Raw genomic sequence first — 18,602 nt, forward strand, 5'->3', positions numbered from 1 at the left:
CTCTTCCAAACAATTACCTTCATAAACCCATCCCTTCCAAGCAATATAGGCGGGTGTTTATGGCGCTGTCATTACCACCAGCGTAGCAGTTGCCAACCCAAAATAACCAACAACACGGTGGCAAAAATCAAAGCCAGTCTAAAGGAGCACAGCAGCACCAAAAGCGCCCCCAGCCCAAAGGCGCCCGCAATCGCGGCAAGTCTGCAGCACTGGAATCGGCGCATTGTAACCCTCCTTTTGGATTATGTTCTCACTTTAATATATTCCAAAGTGAATTCAGGTGTGATTGTGGACTGGAATTTGATGTGTTGTCCGAATAATTTAAAATTTCTGCGAATATAAATCGGGTAGAAATGAATAGCGAGGAGAGAGCCGAATGGAACTAAATCTTCATAGACGATCGGTTGCGGCCTGCGAGCTTCTGCTCGATACGGCCGCGGAACATCCCATAGAGTGCGACGTGCTGCTGCCGGATTATTGCCCCGATATTGTTCGGGTGCTTTGCTGCCAGGTGCAAAGTGCCGTCACCGACTGTGCTGTACGCAAAACGACCTTTACGGTTGAAGGTATGGCCATTGTCAAGTTGTGCTATGTCGGTGAGGTGGGTGGTGTTCGCAAAACTGAGTATAAGATTCCATTTTCAAAAAGCTTTGAGCTTAAAAGTGAACCTACTCGCCCCATCTGGTCGGTCACCTGCGAGCAAGGGCACACCAACTGCCGCGCCGCTTCGCGCAGGCGTATTGATGTGCGGGGCGTCATCATGCTGCGAGTGAAGCTTCTGGATGCCTCACAACAGCAAACAGTTGATGCGGCTGAAGGTATGGGGGTACAGCTTCGTTCCTGTGAGGAAAGCGCATCAGACTTAACCGGTCAGATGCAGCGCCAGTTTTCGGTGGCCGAGATTCTGACCCCAGGGGTGGGCAAAAGCCCAGCTATAGAAATTGTGCGGGCTGAGTGCCGACCCACCGTGCAGGAAAGCCGGGTCATGGCTTCTCGTGTATTGCTTAAGGGCGAATTAATGGTACACCTGCTGTATAAGACCGACCCCGAGACTGGTGCTCTAGAAACCGCCGACTATTCCTTGCCGCTCAGTCAGGTAATAGAGGCCGACAATCTAGACGAGGATATGCAATGTGAAGCGCAATTGAGCTGCGTATCGCTCGACTGTACACCCGAAGAAACGGGGCAGGACGGCGACCTGCGTTTAGAGGCGCAGCTGGTTGCGGTGATCCGGTTCTTTAGGCCGATTATTCTCACCGGAGCCACCGATAGCTACTCTACGCTCTATCCCACACAAAACACCCTCTCTAAGCTACGCGTACCTAAGACCTGTACAGCGGTTTCAGAGCGTGGCAGCGTACGCACCGAGGCAGAGGCACCCGAGGATGTCACTGCGTTGCTGGATGTCTGGGCCAGCCCGTTCGGGCAGAATACCCATATGGAAGATGGCATGCTGACGGTGAGTGGTCAACTGAAATTTATGGCGTTGGTATCCACCGAAGAGCTTGGTGCAGACTGTGTGACCCACACTTGTGATATGTCTATAAAAGTACCCTGCAAAAACGAAATGGCAGAGCTGATGAGCGACGTCACGGTGCTAGCCGTTTCCGGAAGTTTAAGCCAAGGTAAGTTAATGTTGGGCTGTGAATTGCTGCTCTCGGGCATGCTCATCGAATTTGAGATGAAGTCATTGCTCACCGACCTCATGGTCGATGAGAGTAATCCGCGCAAGAGCGACCCGTTACTGGGTCTGATGATCTACTATGCGAACGCCGGCGAGCATATCTGGGATATTTCTAAGAGATTCGGCTCACTGCCAGCGCAGATTATGGCGGACAATGAGCTGACGCAAGAGGTGCTGGAAGCTGATATGCCGCTGATGATACCCACCGTTTAGTGTGCAAAGGGGAGAAAGAGTATGGAAAGCGCAACCAACCACCGCATCTATGAAGACATTGCCCGACGCACCGACGGGGACATTTATATCGGCGTTGTCGGCCCGGTGCGGACTGGAAAGTCCACATTGATCAAAAAATTTATGGAGCAGATGGTACTGCCGAATATTGAGGATTCGGCTTGGCGTGACCGAGCCACCGATGAGATGCCGCAGTCGGCGGCGGGCAGAACCATCATGACAACCGAACCGAAGTTCATTCCGGAAGAGGCCGTGCGCATCTCGGTGGACAACAACGCGCAGTGCAATGTGCGGCTTATTGACTGCGTGGGCTACATTGTCCCAAGTTCGCTGGGCTATATCGAAAACGACCAGCCCCGTATGGTGATGACCCCGTGGTTTGATCGTGAGATTCCGTTTAACATGGCCGCCGAAATTGGCACCGATAAGGTCATCAAAGAGCATTCGACCATCGGTCTGGTTGTTACGACCGACGGTTCCATTTCTGACATTCCGCGCGATGAATACGAAGAAGCTGAGCAGCGCGTTATCAACGAGCTCTCCGGAATTGGTAAACCATTTGCGGTGGTGCTCAACTGCGTCAATCCCGAATCAGAGCAGGCGCAGGCATTGGCGGCTCGAATGGAAGAAAAATATCAGGTGCCGGTCACACCGCTCAATTGTTTGGGGTTGGATTCTCAGGGAATAGAAAAGATTCTGCAGAGTGTACTTTACCAGTTCCCATTAAAACAGATTGCGATTGAAATACCGCGCTGGATCGTGGCGCTCGAGAAAGATCACTGGTTAAAAAAGGCGCTATACGATGCTGTTAAGCAATCAACATTTAGCATCAAACGTATGCGCGAGCTGCCCGAAAAACTGGCCGGTGCTAAAAAATGTGAGTATCTCAATGAATTCTCGCTCGATTCCATTGATTTCGGTCAGGGTAGTGCCCGCGCACGTGCAACGGTAGATCCAAAGCTGTTCTACCGTGTCATTGGCGAGGCAACGGGTATCGACGTTAAGGATGATACCGACCTTATGCCGGTGATGATTAAGCTAGCCACTATTAAACGCGAGCATGAAAAATATCGCCACGCACTCGAAGAGGTAGCGGCTACGGGCTACGGTATTGTCATGCCCACCATGGAGCAGCTAACGCTCGAGGAGCCTGAAATCATCAAGCAGGGTGGGCGGTACGGCGTTAAGCTCCGCGCCTCAGCACCGTCAATACATATGATGCGTGCCGATATCTCCACCGAGGTTTCACCTATCGTAGGTAGTGAAAAGCAGTCACAAGAATTGGTCGAATATCTGCTTTCAGAGTTTGAGAGCGACCCGGCCAAGATTTGGAGCTCGAACATTTTTGGCAAAAGCCTGCACGAGCTGGTCAACGAGGGGTTGCACAACAAGCTTTATCGCATGCCGGTCGACGCCCGCAGTAAGCTGACAGAGACAATTGAGCGCATCATCAACGACGGCTGCTCCGGCCTGATCTGTATCATTTTGTAAAGGATTATTCGCCGGAATACACCTATAAAAAGCGCGGCAGAGGCGCAAAAGCTTACCAGCTAAAGGTTTTTGTGGGGTTGCGCCTAACGCCTACCCCAATGTTGCCCAACGGCACTGTATATATAAATTTGCCAGAATGCGCGCGCTTTTTAGACCGATACTAATATCTTAAAGACGGTGGCCGCGGCTCCATAATAGGAATCGCGGCTACAGTCTTTTATTTTTATTTATAATTTATTTATTGAATTCAATGGAAATAAACGGTATGATTAAATAATCATACCAATAAAAAGGAAAAGCTGTTATGAAAAATATAATGCGATATGTTTTATTTATGGTTGCGGCTGCTGTTTTAATGTCCACCTGTATGGTGGCATTTGCCAAAGAGAAAAAAGATGATTTGCCGACATCGGCCAATTGCACAATCACCATTGAAGGCGAAAACCTCACGGTTTCAGGTAGTTATATGGCAACCAACAGTTATGCCATCAAGGATAAGACCGTGTCCTTTGCGGTGGACAGAAGCGGGTTGGTACTGACCTATCCCGCCCAGAGCAACAGTGTTAAAACCATCCGCCTGGGCAAGCGAACTAACGCGTTTACCGTATCCGGTGCGCTAGATTCGCTTACGCTTGCTGATACGCTTGATTATCACTACTATGTGACTATTGATGCGGCTGTCAATCAACTGACGACGAACGGCGATGTCAAGCTCACGCTAGCTGAGGCTACTGAGATCAATACTTTGACCGTTGCAAACGATAAGGCAATTGTTACGGCCCAAAGTGGTGCCATAGTTCAGAACACCAACCAAGCATTGGATTCTGAAACCTATCTATCGGCGGTTGTCCGCGAATATCGAACGAATATCGCGAGTGCTTCTTATGATAGCACCACTGGGGTGCTGTCATTGCAGGCTGACCAGAGCGGATGCACCGTCGACGATGCGCTAAAGGATGTCGTACTTACTGTGAAAAAGGCCAAGAATGATGCTGCAGTGGCCGGACAGTGGTACTGGCCAAACCTCGACGGCGGTGCGACGGCCAGTGGCCGTTATCTGTATCGCTTTGCCCCTACGCAAGGGGCGGGCACACAGGAGCTGATAGTGACATTTTCCAAGGTTGAGCACGCATCTTAAAAATTTTAAAGCATTTCTAAAGGGGTTGTTGCAAACGGCGCGCAACCAAGGGCTGTTCTAGTGTGGTATGCTGTCATTCCATATGTAGGCGAGTGCCCTCGGACGCGCCGTTCTGCTACATCCTCTTTTTTGACCATTGAAAGCCACATGCCACTGCTGCTACAGTGTATTTACTGTGGAAAAGGGTTACGCTTTTCACATAACAGCGTGCACACGACACCAGTAGGTTAACAGAAAAGCGCTTCCCGAAAAAACGGGAAGCGCTTTTTAAATGCGTGGAGCTTACTTATCAGCGAGAGCTGCCTTGAACTGCTCGATCATCAGCGGCACAACCTTGAACAGGTCGCCGGTGATGCCATAGTCGGCCACTTCAAAGATGGGAGCCGCATCGTTCTTATTGACAGCGATGATGCACTCGGAATCCTGCATGCCAGCCTTGTGCTGGATAGCACCGGAAATGCCCAGCGCGATATAGATCTTGGGGTGAACGGTCTTGCCGGTCTGGCCAACCTGATGGTCGGCAGAGAGCCAGCCTGAGTCGATGGTAGCACGGGAGCCACCGACAACGCCGCCGAGAACATCGGCCAGCTCATGAGCCAGCGCAACGCCTTTCTCAACGTCCTTGCTGATGCCGCGGCCGACCGAAACAACCACATCTGCACCGGTGAGGTCAACCAGCTGCTTGGCAGCCTTGACAACCTCAAGAACCTGAGTCTGCATATCAGCTTCGGTGAGCGAAAACGTGGGCTTAACGATCTGGCAGGCGTCAGCCTTGGCCTGATCGAACGCAGCCTTCTTCATAACGCCGGGGCGAACGGTCGCCATGGCGGGGCGGAAACGGGGGCAGATGATGGTGGCCATCAGGTGACCGCCGAAAGCCGGACGGGTCATCTTGAGGTTTCTGTCCTCATAGTTGAACTTCTGAGACTCCAGATCCAGGGTGGAGCTTTCTCTCAGGAACTCAACATACTTGACAACGTCAACATCTAGGTGGGTGCAGTCGGCGCAAAGACCGGTGTGCAGACGCGCTGCGCAACGGGGGCCGAGGTCACGGCCGATATTGGTCGCACCGATGAGGAAGATCTCAGGCTTCATCTCGGTGATAACGTCGCAGATCACCTTAGCATAAGCGTCGGTGGTATACTCCTTGAGCAGGGGGGAATCGCAAACGATGACCTTGTCGGCGCCGTAGCCGCCAAGCTCCTTGGCGATGCCCTCAACATTGTCGCCCAGCAGCAGACCGCAGAGCTCAACGCCCAGCTCGTCCGCCAGCTTACGGCCTTCGGAGATCAATTCATAGTCTGTGGGCATCAGTTTGCCCTGACGCTGCTCGCAGAAGACCCATACGCCTTTAAAAGCAGCGAGATCGGTATTGTTAAAAGTAGCCATTCGTACTATCTCCTTTCAATCAGATGATGTGCTTTTCAAGCAAAATGCTGGCCAGAGTGGCGCAGGTTGCCTTGTCGGCGCCCTCGAGCATAGTGCCAACACCCTTCTGAGGAGGAGTGAAGGACTTGAAGATGTTCGTGGGAGAGCCCTTCAGACCAATGGTGTCCAAATCAATCAGCGGATCGTCCTTTAAGGTCTCAAAGTTGAAAACATGCAGCGGCTTGGAATAGCAGTCCATGACGCCGCTGACGCTCATGTAACGAGGATCATTGAGCTCCTTGATGCAGGTGAGCAGGCAAGGAGTCTTGGTCTTGATGGTCATGTAGCCGTCCTCAAGCATGCGGCGGCAGGTGACCTCAGTGCCATCAACCTTCAGATCAGCCACATAAGAAATCTGGGGCAGATCCAGCTTCTCAGCGATCTGGGGGCCGACCTGTGCGGTATCGCCATCGATAGCCTGGCGGCCACAGAAGACAATGTCGTCAGCCTCAAGGCCGAGCTTCTTGATAGCAGCTGCAAGAATCTGGGAAGTTGCATAGGTATCGGAACCGCCGAATTCACGTGCAGAAACGAGTACGCCTTCATCAGCGCCCATAGCCATCAGCTCACGGAGCATGGCCTCTGCGGGGGGCGGGCCCATGGTAACAACGATAACCTTGCATCCGCTTGCGTCCTTCAGACGGAGAGCTGCCTCGATGGCGCTCTGGTCATCGGGGTTGATGATAGCGGCCATAGATGCACGGTTCAGCGTGCCATCAGGATTGACGGCAACCTTACCGGAAGTATCCGGAACTTGCTTTACACAAACTATTGCTTTCATAAAACGGTGCGCCTCCTCTTACTTAACCTGAAGAGCATTCGCGATGACCATGCGCTGGACTTCGCTGGTGCCTTCGTAGATTTCAGTGATCTTCGCGTCACGCATCATGCGCTCAACCGGGTAATCACGCGTGTATCCGTAACCGCCGAAGAGCTGGACGGCGCGGCGGGTGACATCGTTTGCGGCCTCGGCGGCAAACAACTTGGCCATTGCGGAATCGATGCTGTAGGGCTCATGCGCCTGCTTCTTGATAGCGGCGGAATAGACCAGATACTGCGCAGCTTTCATGCGGGTGTGCATGTCGGCGATCTGGAACTGGGTGTTCTGGAACTGGGAAATGCGCTTACCAAACTGGACGCGCTCCTTGGTGTACTTGATGACTTCGTCAATAGCGCCTTCACCGATTCCCAGTGCCTGAGAAGCGATACCGATACGGCCGCCATCGAGGGTCTTCATAGCAATCTTAAAGCCCTGGCCTTCTTTGCCCAGAAGGTTTTCCTTGGGGACGATGCAATCTTCAAAAATCAGATCAGAAGTTGAGGAGCCGCGGATGCCCATCTTTCTCTCGTGCTTGCCGACAGAGAATCCGGGGAAGTCCTTCTCAACAATAAAAGCGGAAATGCCGTGGTTGCCCTTGCTGCGGTCGGTCATTGCCATGACAACGAACACATCAGCATAGCTGGCGTTGGTGATGAAAACTTTGGAGCCGTTAAGAACATAATGGTCGCCTTCCAGAACTGCAGTGGTCTGCTGTCCGGAAGCGTCGGTGCCTGCGCCCGGCTCGGTAAGGCCGAATGCGCCGATCCACTCGCCGCTGCAAAGCTTGGGTAGATACTTCATCTTCTGCTCTTCAGTACCATTTTCAAAGATGGGCGCGCAGCAGAGCGAAGTGTGAGCCGACACAACAACGCCGGTTGTCGCGCAAACCTTAGAGAGCTCTTCGACGCATATGGCATAGGACAGAACGTCAGCGCCTGCGCCGCCATACTGCTTGGGGAAATAAACACCCATCATGCCCAGTTTGGCCATTTTCTTGACGGTCTCCATCGGGAACATTTCCTTCTCGTCGACCTCTTCGGCTAAAGGCTTAACTTCATTTTCCGCAAAATCACGATACATTTTGCGTAGCATTTGATGTTCTTTGCTCAGTACAAAGTCCATATTGTTTTCTCCTCCTATAATAGAGTAAAACGCGGCGAGTATGGTGATTTTACTCGGCGGTTTTCAAAGGGACGCTTGAACGTAATTGCACAAAGCAAAACTAATACTTTGACACAACTACAACGTTATAACATTAACACGCAGCTATAAGGAATGCAAGCAGATTTGTTAATTTTCTAACACGACAGCAACTTTTTGTTAAACCATACAAAAATGCTGTTGAATGCAATCTCAATTAGGTGAATGTGTTTGCCAAAAACCCACTTGGTTTTTCAGTCATTTTGGCGGGAATTTCAAGAGTTAAAAGCGAATTGCAAAATATTAAACGACCCTGGGCGACCTTCATCGGCCAAGAGCTATCTGCCCTGTAAAGAATGGCTTTATCGGTTAGATTTTCTCCAAATTTTCAGCTTTTCAGCTTCACGAATCAGCTCTTCGCGGAACTGCGGATGTGCGACTGAGATGATGGCTTCGGCGCGCTCCCAAGTGGTCAAACCCTTTAAGCAGACCTTACCATACTCGGTGACAAGGTAATGGGTGCAGGTGCGGGTGTCGGTAACGATAGAACCAGGGTTAAGGGTAGGCAGAATGCGCGAGCGCAGTACACCATTTTTATCGGTGAAGGAAGACGAACAGCAGATGAAGCTCTTGCCGCCTTTAGAGAGGTAAGCGCCCAACACAAAGTCGAGCTGTCCGCCCGAGCCGCTGATGTGGCGAGTGCCAGAGGATTCAGCATTCACCTGTCCAAACAGGTCGATATCCACGGCGTTATTAATGGACATAAAGTTGTCAAGCTGTGCAATTTGGCGAGAATCGTTGGTGTAATCGACGCCGGTGGCCATGACGGTGGGGTTCTGGTCGATGTATTCATACAGCTTTTTAGAGCCGGCTGCAAAAGCAAACACCTGACGACCACGGTCGATGGCTTTTTTGGAACCGTTGATTTTGCCGGCCTTGGCGATGTCAACAAAGGCGTCGACATACATTTCGGTGTGAACGCCAAGATCTTTAAGATCGGACTGCGCAATCATCGAACCGACGGCGTTGGGCATACCACCGATGCCCAGCTGCAGGCAGGCTCCGTTGGGGATCTCTTCAACGATGAGCTTTGCAACCGCCTCATCAACCTCAGTAGCAGCGGCGATGCCCATTTCGGCGATGGGCGGATTAGTGCCTTCGACCACCATATCCACCTGCGAGATATGTATTTCCGTCTCGGCACCGCCCAAGCAGCGGGGCATATTTTCATTGACTTCGAGTATGACGATCTTAGAAGTCTCGCAGACCGCCTTCAAGTGGGAGGCGTTGGGGCCAAAGTTAAAATAGCCGTGCTTATCCATCGGTGCAACCTGGAACATCGCCACGTCGCCGGGGACAATGTGCTCGCGGTAGTAGCGGGGTAGCTCGGCGTAACGGATCGGCGCATAGAATGCAAACCCTTTGTCTATAGCTTTGCGCTCAATGCCGCCCATATGCCATGAATTCCAGCAGAAATGTGCCTGTGGGTCATCAATTTTAAAAATTTCGGGTACCCACATGCAGATACCGCCGCGAATTTTGATGTCGGTCAGATCGCTCATGCGCGCTGCCAGCGCCTTATCGAGTGCAACTGGGTGACCGGTTGTCCAACCGTAATCGATCCAGTCGCCGGATTTAATAACGCTGACTGCTTTTTCGGCACTTGCCAGCTTGCTTTGATACAGTTCTTGAAAGCCCATCTTGGAAAGTCCTCCCTGTTAGTCTTATATTTAACGATCAAGTCCTTGCTCATTATAGTATGAATCAATTGAGATTTCAACCGTTTGTGTTTCGGCATAGTTCTAAAAAACGGTACTGTTTTGGACCTTTTTTCTACAATTACTAACACTTTCTTTTATAATGTGTAAAAAACGATCGTCATTATATTGACAAAATTAAAACAAGACGTTTATGATAAAATTAAATAAATCCCTGCGTACAAGAGGCTATTAGGCTGTCAAGGAATTTTTCGTAGGAGGAAATGTTTTAGTGAGCAGATTAGAAATTCGCACGCCAAACCGTTCCCAAACTGTGGTGGAGGGCCTGTACCGTGATATTGAAAGGCGCATCACCGCAAGCCCGCCCGGACTGTGTCCTGTTGACCTTTCAGCAGCATTTCTCCACCTTTGCCACGCGCAAACCTGCGGTAAATGCGTTCCCTGTCGCATAGGACTTGGGCAACTGACCGCGTTGCTCAGAAATGTACTCGATGGAAAAGCGGCACTTTCAGATATTGATTTGATTGAAAAGACCGCTCGTGTCATTAAGGATACCGCCGACTGTGCTATTGGGCGCGAAGCGGCCGATATGGTTTTAAAAGGGGTCAAGGGATTTCATGACGATTATGTAGAACATATTACCCACCACCGGTGTCTGTGCAACCTCAATCAGCCGGTGCCCTGTGTGGCACTATGTCCCGCCGGCGTGGATATCCCGGGTTATATCGCGCTGATTTCAGAAGAGCGCTTTGCCGACGCGATTAAGCTGATTCGAAAGGATAATCCATTCCCAACCTCTTGCGCCATGGTGTGTGAGCATCCGTGTGAAGCCAGATGTCGCCGCAATATGGTGGATGATGCCGTCAGCATCCGGGCGCTAAAGCGCTTTGCAGTTGACAACGCGGGGGTGGTACCGGTGCCGGAGTGTGCCGCACCCACCGGCAAGCGGGTCGCCGTCATAGGCGGCGGGCCAGGCGGACTCAGCGCTGCATACTTCCTCTCGCTCATGGGGCACGAGGTTGAGGTGTTTGAAAAGCGCGCTCACTTGGGTGGCATGCTACGCTATGGCATCCCCAGTTATCGTCTGCCGCGTGAGCGCCTTCAGGAGGACATCGATGCCATCCTTTCCACCGGCATTAAGGTCAACCTCAATTCGCAAATCGGCAAGGATATCACTATCCGTGAGCTGCGCCGCCACTTTGACGGTGTATATATCGCCATCGGTGCGCAGGCTGACAAAACGGTCGGTATCGAGGGGGAGGATGCTCGCGGCGTTATTTCGGCCGTTGAGATGCTGCGCGGCATCGGTGACGGTGTTATGCCCGACTTTTCTGGCAAGCGGGTTGTCGTCATCGGTGGCGGCAACGTCGCGATGGACTGTGCCAGAAGCGCCCGTCGTCTAGGTGCTGAGCATGTCACCATCGTTTACCGCAGACGGCGTGACGACATGACTGCTATGTCGGAGGAAGTTCAGGGTGCGGTCGAAGAGGGCTGCGAGCTTGTTACGCTGCAAGCACCGGTGCGCATCGAGCATGAAGAGGGCGATAAGGTCCTGGCACTGTGGACCCAGCCCCAGATCATCTCCACAATGGATGACGCCGGTCGCCCGCGCCCGGTCAAAGCCGACGCGCCGCAGCAACGCATCCCCTGTGATCTGGTTGTGGTCGCCATAGGGCAGGGCATTGAGACCGCACCGTTTGAGGAATACGGCATTCCGATAAAACGTGGTGTTATTGATGCCATGAACTCCAGCGACGTCTGGACGATAACCGGCGTGTTTGCGGGCGGCGACTGCGTCACCGGCCCCGCCTCGGCTATCAAGGCGATTGCCGCGGGCAAGGTGGCGGCTGCCAATATAGATGAGTACTTAGGCTTCCACCATGAGATCAAGACCGACGTCGAAATTCCTGGCGTGCGTATTGCCGATACACCTGCCTGCGGACGGGTGCTACCAAGTGAACGCCCGGCCTGTGAGCGTCTGGGTGACATGGAATTGATTGAATACGCTATGACGGCGCAGGAGGCAGCCCAAGAGGCGCGCCGCTGTTTGCGCTGCGATCACTTTGGTTATGGTTCATTCAAAGGCGGGAGGACTAAAAAATGGTAAAGCTGACGATAGATCGCATTCCCCTTACGGTTTCGGAGGGCTCCACCATTCTCGAAGCCGCTCGTTCAATCGGCATCGGAGTGCCGAGCCTGTGCTATTTAAAGGATATCAACGAGATTGGTGCCTGCCGTGTCTGCGTTGTTGAAATTGAAGGCATGGAGAAACTGGCACCCTCTTGCAATACCGTTGCCGAAGAGGGAATGGTGGTATTCACGAACAGTCCCCGTGTGCGCGAGGCGCGCCGGGTCAATGTCGAGCTGCTGCTCTCGCAGCACGATTGCCGTTGCGCCGCCTGTGTGAGAAGCGGAAACTGCACACTTCAATCAATTGCAAACGATCTTGGCATCTTAGAGATTCCCTACGCGGCCGACTATGCACCCACCGACTGGACAACGACCTTTCCACTTTATCGCGATGCTGCCAAGTGCATAAAATGCATGCGTTGCGTACAGATTTGTGACAAGGTACAGGGGCTCAACATATGGGATGTCGAGGGAACCGGCTCACATACAACGGTCGATATCTCGTATAATCGCCAGATTATGTCTGCCGATTGCGCGCTTTGCGGCCAGTGCATCACCCACTGTCCTGTGGGGGCGCTGCGTGAGCGCGATGACACCCAAAAGGTGTTTGACGCGCTGGCAAACCAAGATATCGTCACAGTGGTGCAAGTGGCACCCGCTGTGCGCGCCGCCTGGGCCGAATCGATGGATATTCCGGATAGCGAGGCGACGGTGGGGCGCATGGTTGCCGCGCTGCGCCGCATTGGCTTTGATTATGTTTTTGACACCAATTTTGCCGCAGACCTGACGATCATGGAGGAAGGCAGTGAATTTTTGGCACGGATTAAAAACCCGGCCTATCTCGACAAGCCGCTGTTTACCTCTTGCTGCCCCGGATGGGTGCGCTTTTTAAAGGCGCGTTACCCCGAATATACCGAGAACCTTTCCACTGCAAAGTCTCCTCAACAGATGTTTGGCGCAGTGACTAAGACTTATTTTGCACAAAAGCTAGGCATAGATCCGGAAAAAATTTGCTGTGTTTCAGTCATGCCCTGCGTGGCCAAGAAACAGGAGTGTGCACTACCGACCATGCGCGACGCTGGAGCGGGGCAGGATGTCGACATCGTCATTACCACCCGCGAATTAGCCCGCATAATGCGCTCGGAGCATATCCTGCTGCGCAGCCTTTCTGAAGAGACGTTTGACAGCCCGCTTGGGGTTGCCACTGGCGCGGGGGTTATTTTTGGTGCGACCGGCGGCGTTATGGAGGCAGCTCTGCGCAGCGCCTACTTCCTTGTCAAGGGTGAGAATCCCGACCCGGACGCCTTTAAATCGGTGCGTGGACTGGACGGTTGGAAAGAATCGGAGTTTATGCTGGAGGGTAATAAGCTGAAAGTTGCGGTGGTCAGCGGGCTGGGCAATGCCCATCGGCTGCTCGACGCGATCCGCCGTGGCGAGGCCCGTTATGATTTTGTGGAAGTGATGGCTTGTCCCGGCGGCTGCGCCGGTGGCGGCGGCCAGCCGATTCACGACGGGTGTGAGCTTTCGGGCCCACGCGGCGAAAAGCTTTACGGGTTGGATAAAAACGCCGAGATCCGATTCTCGCACGACAACCCCGAAATAAAACGGCTGTATAAAGACTTCTTTGGAGAGCCGCTGTCGGAGAAATCGCATCACCTATTGCACACAGATCATTTTGGTTGGAGCATGAACGAACCGCATCGAGCTACGGAAAGACCGTAAACTGTTGCTTAAAGGCCGTTTATAGTATATGCTATAAGCGGAAAGGATGATAATACATGAACAGTTTCGAGTTTTATAGCCCTACTAAGGTTATTTTTGGCAAGGACGTTGAAAGTCGCGTCGGCGAAGAGGTCAAGGCTCGTGGCGCTTCCAAGCTACTGGTACACTTCGGCGGTGGCAGCGTTAAAAAGACCGGCCTGTTGGACCGTGTAGAAGCCTCGCTGAAAACGGCCGGAGTTGATTACATCCTGCTCGGCGGTGCTCAACCCAACCCCCGGCTGGGTCTCGTTCACGGGGGCATCAACCTTTGCCGTAAGGAAAAAGTGGATATGATATTGGCTGTCGGTGGCGGTTCGACGATTGATTCGGCTAAGGCCATCGCCATGGGCGTGCCGTATGACGGCGACGTGTGGGATTTTTATGACGGTAAGGCAAAGCCTGCCGCCGCACTGCCCACCTGCAACATTCTGACGCTTGCCGCTGCTGGAAGCGAAACCAGCGCCAACACTGTCATCACCAACGAGGATGGCTGGATGAAGCGCGGCTTTGGCAACGAGTTGTTGCGTCCTGCCTTTACGCTGATGAATCCTGAACTGCTGTATACCCTGCCGGCCTATCAGACCGCTTGTGGCGTGGTGGATATTATCATGCATACCTTTGAGCGGTTTTTCTCACCCGGTGGCCTCAACGAGGTGACCGACCGTATCGCTGAGGCAATTCTGCGCACCGTTATGCAGTATGGCGCGGTGTGCGTCAAGGAGCCTGAGAACTATGAAGCGCGTTCGGAAGTGATGTGGGCGGGCAGCCTTTCGCACAACCAGCTCACCGGCCTTGGCCGCGTGACCGACTGGGCAACCCACCAACTTGAGCACGAGCTCGGCGGTATGTTCGATGTGGCACACGGCGCAGGTCTGTCGGCCATGTGGGGTTCGTGGGCGCGCTATGTTTACAAACAGGATATGATGCGTTTTGCCCGTTACGGTGTCAATGTTCTAGGATTAAACCTCAACTATGAGAACCCGGAAGAGACCGTGCTGGCAGCGATTGCACAGACCGAGGATTATTTTAAGTCGATCGGCATGCCGACAACCATTCCCGAGCTGATGGGCCGCACCCTGACCGAGGACGAAATCAAAGAGCTTTCGGCCAAATGCACGAACTTTGGGCTTCGTACAATCGGCGGCTTTGTCAAGCTGGGCGAGGAGGAGATCCTCAACATCTTCCGCGCGGCCAACAAGGCGTAAGAACGCCATTACGGCTATTATAAAAGTGATAGAGAACCCCTGTGCTGGAAAGAAGATGTCCGGCACAGGGGTTCTGATTTGGCGATAAGCTCCCAAATATACGGCGCAGACGATGCTGCGTGCAACAAAAATACCGCCCGCGCTGTCGTGCTACTTTACGACAACGCGGGCTTTTTTATTTGACGTGGTTTTTGCGGTAGGCTAAATAGCTTTCTAAAATCAGTACGGCGGCGACAGCGTCGATAACCGCTTTGCGTTTTTTACCGCGTACATCGGTTTGGTTTAGTATGCCGATAGCCGAGACGGTTGTGCTGCGCTCATCCCACAGCGTGACAGGTAAACCACTTTGTTCGCGCAGAATATCGGCCAGTTGATGCGCCAACTCGCTGCGAGGCCCGGCCGAGCCATTCATGTTCAGCGGGTTGCCAACGACAATTTCTTCGGCACAAAGCTCGGTGGCGTGTGCCAAAATTTTGGCGACCAGTCGCTCACGGTTATATTCGGCAATCACCGCCACGGGTGAAGCCAGCAGCTCGCTTTTATCACAGACGGCAAGGCCTGTGCGTGCATCGCCATAATCGACAGCTAAAATAATCATGGGTAACCCCCCTCTTTCGTAGCACGGTTAGTATATTTCGGTATCAGTGTAATAATGCTCAAGAATTTCGACGTAATCATAACCTTCCAGCGCCATATAATGCGCGCCGTATTGGCTCATACCCACCCCATGGCCATAGCCGTAAACGGTGAATTCAAACCGTTCTTTAGAGGCGTTATATTCAACGTCAAAGCAGTGTGAGCGCAGCGCAAAGGACAACAATTTTTCACGTATGCTGCGGCCTGTGATGAGCTTAGTGCCGTAAGTTCCGCCCTGTGAGCGGGTTTCGCCGCCAATTTCAACTGTGCCGACATAACCGCCCGGGGCGTCGCGTTCAACGCTAATCCAATCCTCTGGGTCGCCGTCCAGCACAATACCATACACTTTTTCAACTTTTGCGGCAAAATCGTCCTCCGAGATGGTGTAGCTGCTTTGATAATAAGGCGATTTGCGGTCGGAGGCGCTTTTTACCGGGACAAGATAAGGCAACGCGCCGCCCCAAACTGCCTGAGAGCTGGTGGTGTAACCGCAGCTGGTCGAGTGGTAAACGGTGTTGGCGTAACGCCCATTATAATAAACGCCCACGCCCAAAACCGCGTCGACTGCATCTTCAACGGCGGAAGAGATGTTGCTGTTGAGCAACACGGATGGGGCGATTCCGGCGGCGTTATTATATTTGATCATGGTATAGGTGGCGACCACATGCGCCTTCAAGGCCTCAGGCGCAAGGTTGCCGCGCGTTTCGTTTTGAAGCACCTGGCAGACAAGGTCATATGCATTCATACGCCGAACGCTGCCGCCGTAGGTGTAAGAAAGCTTTTCATCAAAGGCGTCGTCGTGCGCGGACGGCGTATCGTCTGAACCGCGAGGTGGATCATCCTCCTCGTCATCCTCGCCTGTGTAAACATACACCGTTTCATCCTCTGATGACGATGATGGAGTCTCGGGTGCAGACGATGAGGCGGCCGGTACTGATGATGATGGTTCAGGTACGGATGAAGACACTTCAGGAGCAGACGATGATGCGACCGGTGTGGATGATGGTGCTTCCGCTTGGGATGATGACATCGCTGGTGTGGACGGAGATGATACTTCAGGTACCGATGATGCCGTTGGTGCAGATGCTTCAGATTCAGACGATGATAGATCCGCTTGGGATGATGGTGTGTCTTTCTCAGAAGACGATGCTTTCAGACGCCAGGGTGGTACCGTCCGGACTGGACCCAGAACGGTAAGCTGCTCAGAAGTGCCCGAAGCATTTGTCTGTTGTGCAGGGGTTTCGTTCTTCAATGTGCCCAGTAGTGCCGCAGCCGCACCAGCCAGCGCCATGACAGCCAGTACGCAGGCGATGGCAATGCACCCAACAATAGTCTTCTTACGCCCGTTTTTGCTTTGGCTGCGCACAGAGCGCGGCGGCTTTTTAGCCTGATGCCTTTTGTCTGGTGACTTAGCCTCGGGTGCTTTTGCGGATAATGGTAAAGATTCAGGTTCAGCTGCCTCAGTCGGCAATTGTTCCTCGGCGACAACTATGGGCGTTTGGTCAGGCGAATCAAACAGCGAGGTTAGCAGTGTTTTTAGCCGAAACAGCTGCGCAGGGTCGTCATATTCGTCAAACAGTAGCAGGGCGTGCTCGTGGTGAATGCAAAGGCAGGCGGGGAACAATCCGTCGCCTGCAAAAGAGCGGGCGCCCTGCGGCAGATTGCAGCAACGCGCGAACTCAGAAAAGACCAGATCCTGCTCGCGGCAGCGCTTTTCAATATAACCGGCCGCCGCCTTGGAGTGAACAAGCGGGCGTCCCAGTGCGTCTGCGGCAGCCTCGCGGGCAAAGCCGCCGTGCGACATGCCGCCGATTACCAGTACCAATTCGGCTTCGGAAAGCGCCGTGGCGATGGCCTGAGCCAGGCTCTGCCGGTCATTTTGGCAGATGATCTCCTGGGCTTTTAGCTGCATGGCGGCCAGCATCGCGTCTATGCTGCCACGCATTTCACGGCAGCTGTCGTTGGGCTCGATGATTGTCAGCCGCATGTGTCCCTCCCATTTTATATTTTTGAGTACACAGATTTAGATCGTCAGCTCGGTTGTTTCGTCTATCCATACCGCTTCGGTACCGGCCACCGCCGCTTCAATCAAACGCGCGCGATCTAACCCGCTTTCAGCCTCGATGACCCACTCCAGCTGTGGGCGGGTGCGGGGATGGCGCGGGGTGAAGACGGTGCAGCAATCCTCATAGGGGAGGATCGATGTCTCAAAGGTATCGATCTTGCGCGCAATCGTCACAATTTCTTCCTTGTCCATACCGATAACTGGGCGGAAGACCGGCAGTGTAGCAGATTGGTCGGTGCAGGCGATGGCCTGCATGGTCTGGCTGGCTACCTGTCCTAAACTTTCGCCAGTTATCAGTGCGCCACATCCGTACTTTTCACCAAGGTGCGAAGCCATTTCCATCATCAGGCGACGCATCACAATAGTGAAATATTCCTCAGGACACTTTTCACCAATCTCCTGCTGAAGCTCAGTGAATGGCACAACCAACAGGCGTACCCGTCCAGTGTAGGCCGACATCTTCTGACAGAGCATTTTAACCTTCAGCAATGCACGTTCGCTGGTGTAGGGCGGGCTCGCAAAATGGACCGCTATAATCTCCAGTCCGCGTTTCGCCATCATATAACCCGCGACGGGGGAGTCGATGCCGCCCGAGAGTAACAGTGCTGCTTTACCGGCGCTACCGATGGGCATGCCGCCTGCACCCATTTGCTGCCCGGCGTGCAGATAGGCTGCGCGGTCGCGCACCTCAGCCCAGACCACCAGATCGGGGTTGTGTACATCCACCCGCAGGTGGGGGTGACGCTCCAACAGATAGTGCCCTAGTTCGGTGCAAATTTCTGGCGACCCCATCGGAAAGGTCTTGTCCGATCGCTTGGCATTGACCTTAAAGGTTTTCACCGAAGCAAGCGCATCGTCTAGATAATCCGCCCCGGCGCGCATAGCATCAAAGCTTTTTTCGACTACGGCGCTGCGGCTGATGGCAGCGATGCCAAAAACGCGCGAAAGACGCAGATAAGCCTCGTCCATGTCGATGTCGTCGGTCATGGGCGTGACAGTGATGGTGGACTGTGCCTTGGTAACGGTAAACGCGCCGACAGGGGCAAGCCTACGGCGGATATTCTTCATCAAAATACTTTCAAATGTAGCGCGGTTGGTGCCCTTGAGCGCTAGCTCACCATATTTAAGCAGAACAATTTCCTTCATGGATGATCC

14 protein-coding genes are annotated in these 18,602 nt (G+C 53.1%); 6 read left to right on the plus strand and 8 right to left on the minus strand.

The features are described 5' to 3' along the window. Positions 1-71: 71 nt before the first annotated feature. Positions 72-224, minus strand: a complete 153-nt coding sequence (locus tag RBH76_10215) for a hypothetical protein (GenBank protein WMJ83096.1) — start codon at positions 222-224, stop codon at positions 72-74. A 152-nt stretch (positions 225-376) separates the two neighbouring features. Between RBH76_10215 and RBH76_10220 the strand changes: the two genes are divergently transcribed. The 3 genes from RBH76_10220 (at position 377) to RBH76_10230 (ending at position 4,544) form a co-directional block, all read left to right on the plus strand. Further along, on the plus strand, positions 377-1,897 hold the full coding sequence (locus RBH76_10220) for a DUF3794 domain-containing protein (protein WMJ83097.1): 1,521 nt from the start codon (positions 377-379) through the stop codon (positions 1,895-1,897). A gap of 21 nt (positions 1,898-1,918) precedes the next feature. Further along, positions 1,919-3,406, plus strand: coding sequence for a stage IV sporulation protein A (spoIVA, locus tag RBH76_10225; GenBank protein ID WMJ83098.1), 1,488 nt, complete (start codon positions 1,919-1,921; stop codon positions 3,404-3,406). Between the two features lie 304 nt (positions 3,407-3,710). Beyond that, a complete protein-coding gene (locus RBH76_10230; protein WMJ83099.1) occupies positions 3,711-4,544 on the plus strand; it encodes a hypothetical protein in 834 nt (277 codons plus the stop codon). 282 nt (positions 4,545-4,826) lie between these two features. Here the strand turns inward: RBH76_10230 and RBH76_10235 are convergent, their stop codons facing one another. The 4 genes from RBH76_10235 to RBH76_10250 form a co-directional block, all read right to left on the minus strand. Further along, a complete protein-coding gene (locus RBH76_10235) occupies positions 4,827-5,933 on the minus strand; it encodes an electron transfer flavoprotein subunit alpha/FixB family protein (protein ID WMJ83100.1) in 1,107 nt (368 codons plus the stop codon). A gap of 19 nt (positions 5,934-5,952) precedes the next feature. After that, positions 5,953-6,753, minus strand: a complete 801-nt coding sequence (locus RBH76_10240; GenBank protein ID WMJ83101.1) for an electron transfer flavoprotein subunit beta/FixA family protein — start codon at positions 6,751-6,753, stop codon at positions 5,953-5,955. An 18-nt stretch (positions 6,754-6,771) separates the two neighbouring features. After that, complete coding sequence (locus RBH76_10245; GenBank protein ID WMJ83102.1) at positions 6,772-7,914, minus strand: acyl-CoA dehydrogenase; 1,143 nt, start codon at positions 7,912-7,914, stop codon at positions 6,772-6,774. Positions 7,915-8,294: 380 nt separating this feature from the next. Beyond that, complete coding sequence (locus tag RBH76_10250) at positions 8,295-9,632, minus strand: butyryl-CoA:acetate CoA-transferase (protein WMJ83103.1); 1,338 nt, start codon at positions 9,630-9,632, stop codon at positions 8,295-8,297. A gap of 289 nt (positions 9,633-9,921) precedes the next feature. On the opposite strand from RBH76_10250, the gene RBH76_10255 reads away from it, so the two are divergent. From RBH76_10255 to RBH76_10265, 3 genes are read left to right on the plus strand one after another with little or no spacing between them, the layout of a single operon-like run. Further along, complete coding sequence (locus RBH76_10255; GenBank protein WMJ83104.1) at positions 9,922-11,757, plus strand: NAD(P)-binding protein; 1,836 nt, start codon at positions 9,922-9,924, stop codon at positions 11,755-11,757. Further along, a complete protein-coding gene (locus RBH76_10260) occupies positions 11,751-13,502 on the plus strand; it encodes an NADH-dependent [FeFe] hydrogenase, group A6 (GenBank protein WMJ83105.1) in 1,752 nt (583 codons plus the stop codon). The genes RBH76_10255 and RBH76_10260 overlap by 7 nt, the downstream gene beginning before the upstream one ends. A gap of 56 nt (positions 13,503-13,558) precedes the next feature. Next, positions 13,559-14,746 (plus strand): iron-containing alcohol dehydrogenase, encoded by a 1,188-nt coding sequence (locus RBH76_10265; protein ID WMJ83106.1) that lies wholly within the window; start codon positions 13,559-13,561, stop codon positions 14,744-14,746. Between the two features lie 175 nt (positions 14,747-14,921). Here the strand turns inward: RBH76_10265 and ruvX are convergent, their stop codons facing one another. The 3 genes from ruvX to thiI are packed head-to-tail and all read right to left on the minus strand — an operon-like array spanning position 14,922 to position 18,593. After that, positions 14,922-15,344, minus strand: coding sequence for a Holliday junction resolvase RuvX (ruvX, locus tag RBH76_10270; GenBank protein WMJ83107.1), 423 nt, complete (start codon positions 15,342-15,344; stop codon positions 14,922-14,924). A 27-nt stretch (positions 15,345-15,371) separates the two neighbouring features. Beyond that, positions 15,372-17,369 carry a SpoIID/LytB domain-containing protein gene (locus RBH76_10275; protein ID WMJ83108.1) on the minus strand — a complete coding sequence of 666 codons (1,998 nt, stop codon included), beginning with the start codon at positions 17,367-17,369 and terminating at the stop codon, positions 15,372-15,374. Between the two features lie 36 nt (positions 17,370-17,405). Continuing rightward, a complete protein-coding gene (thiI, locus tag RBH76_10280; GenBank protein WMJ83109.1) occupies positions 17,406-18,593 on the minus strand; it encodes a tRNA uracil 4-sulfurtransferase ThiI in 1,188 nt (395 codons plus the stop codon). Positions 18,594-18,602 lie beyond the last annotated feature (9 nt).

It is taken from the genome of Oscillospiraceae bacterium MB24-C1 (assembly GCA_030913685.1).
Lineage (GTDB): Bacteria > Bacillota > Clostridia > Oscillospirales > Ruminococcaceae > Yanshouia.

Coding starts and splice junctions, on each gene's coding strand:
- spoIVA (WMJ83098.1), top strand. CDS start 1,919: ATGGAAAGCGCAACCAACCACCGCATCTATGAAGACATTGCCCGACGC.
- RBH76_10220 (WMJ83097.1), top strand. CDS start 377: ATGGAACTAAATCTTCATAGACGATCGGTTGCGGCCTGCGAGCTTCTG.
- RBH76_10260 (WMJ83105.1), top strand. CDS start 11,751: ATGGTAAAGCTGACGATAGATCGCATTCCCCTTACGGTTTCGGAGGGC.
- RBH76_10235 (WMJ83100.1), bottom strand. CDS start 5,933: ATGGCTACTTTTAACAATACCGATCTCGCTGCTTTTAAAGGCGTATGG.
- RBH76_10265 (WMJ83106.1), top strand. CDS start 13,559: ATGAACAGTTTCGAGTTTTATAGCCCTACTAAGGTTATTTTTGGCAAG.
- RBH76_10245 (WMJ83102.1), bottom strand. CDS start 7,914: ATGGACTTTGTACTGAGCAAAGAACATCAAATGCTACGCAAAATGTAT.
- RBH76_10215 (WMJ83096.1), bottom strand. CDS start 224: ATGCGCCGATTCCAGTGCTGCAGACTTGCCGCGATTGCGGGCGCCTTT.
- RBH76_10250 (WMJ83103.1), bottom strand. CDS start 9,632: ATGGGCTTTCAAGAACTGTATCAAAGCAAGCTGGCAAGTGCCGAAAAA.
- ruvX (WMJ83107.1), bottom strand. CDS start 15,344: ATGATTATTTTAGCTGTCGATTATGGCGATGCACGCACAGGCCTTGCC.
- thiI (WMJ83109.1), bottom strand. CDS start 18,593: ATGAAGGAAATTGTTCTGCTTAAATATGGTGAGCTAGCGCTCAAGGGC.
- RBH76_10240 (WMJ83101.1), bottom strand. CDS start 6,753: ATGAAAGCAATAGTTTGTGTAAAGCAAGTTCCGGATACTTCCGGTAAG.
- RBH76_10230 (WMJ83099.1), top strand. CDS start 3,711: ATGAAAAATATAATGCGATATGTTTTATTTATGGTTGCGGCTGCTGTT.
- RBH76_10275 (WMJ83108.1), bottom strand. CDS start 17,369: ATGCGGCTGACAATCATCGAGCCCAACGACAGCTGCCGTGAAATGCGT.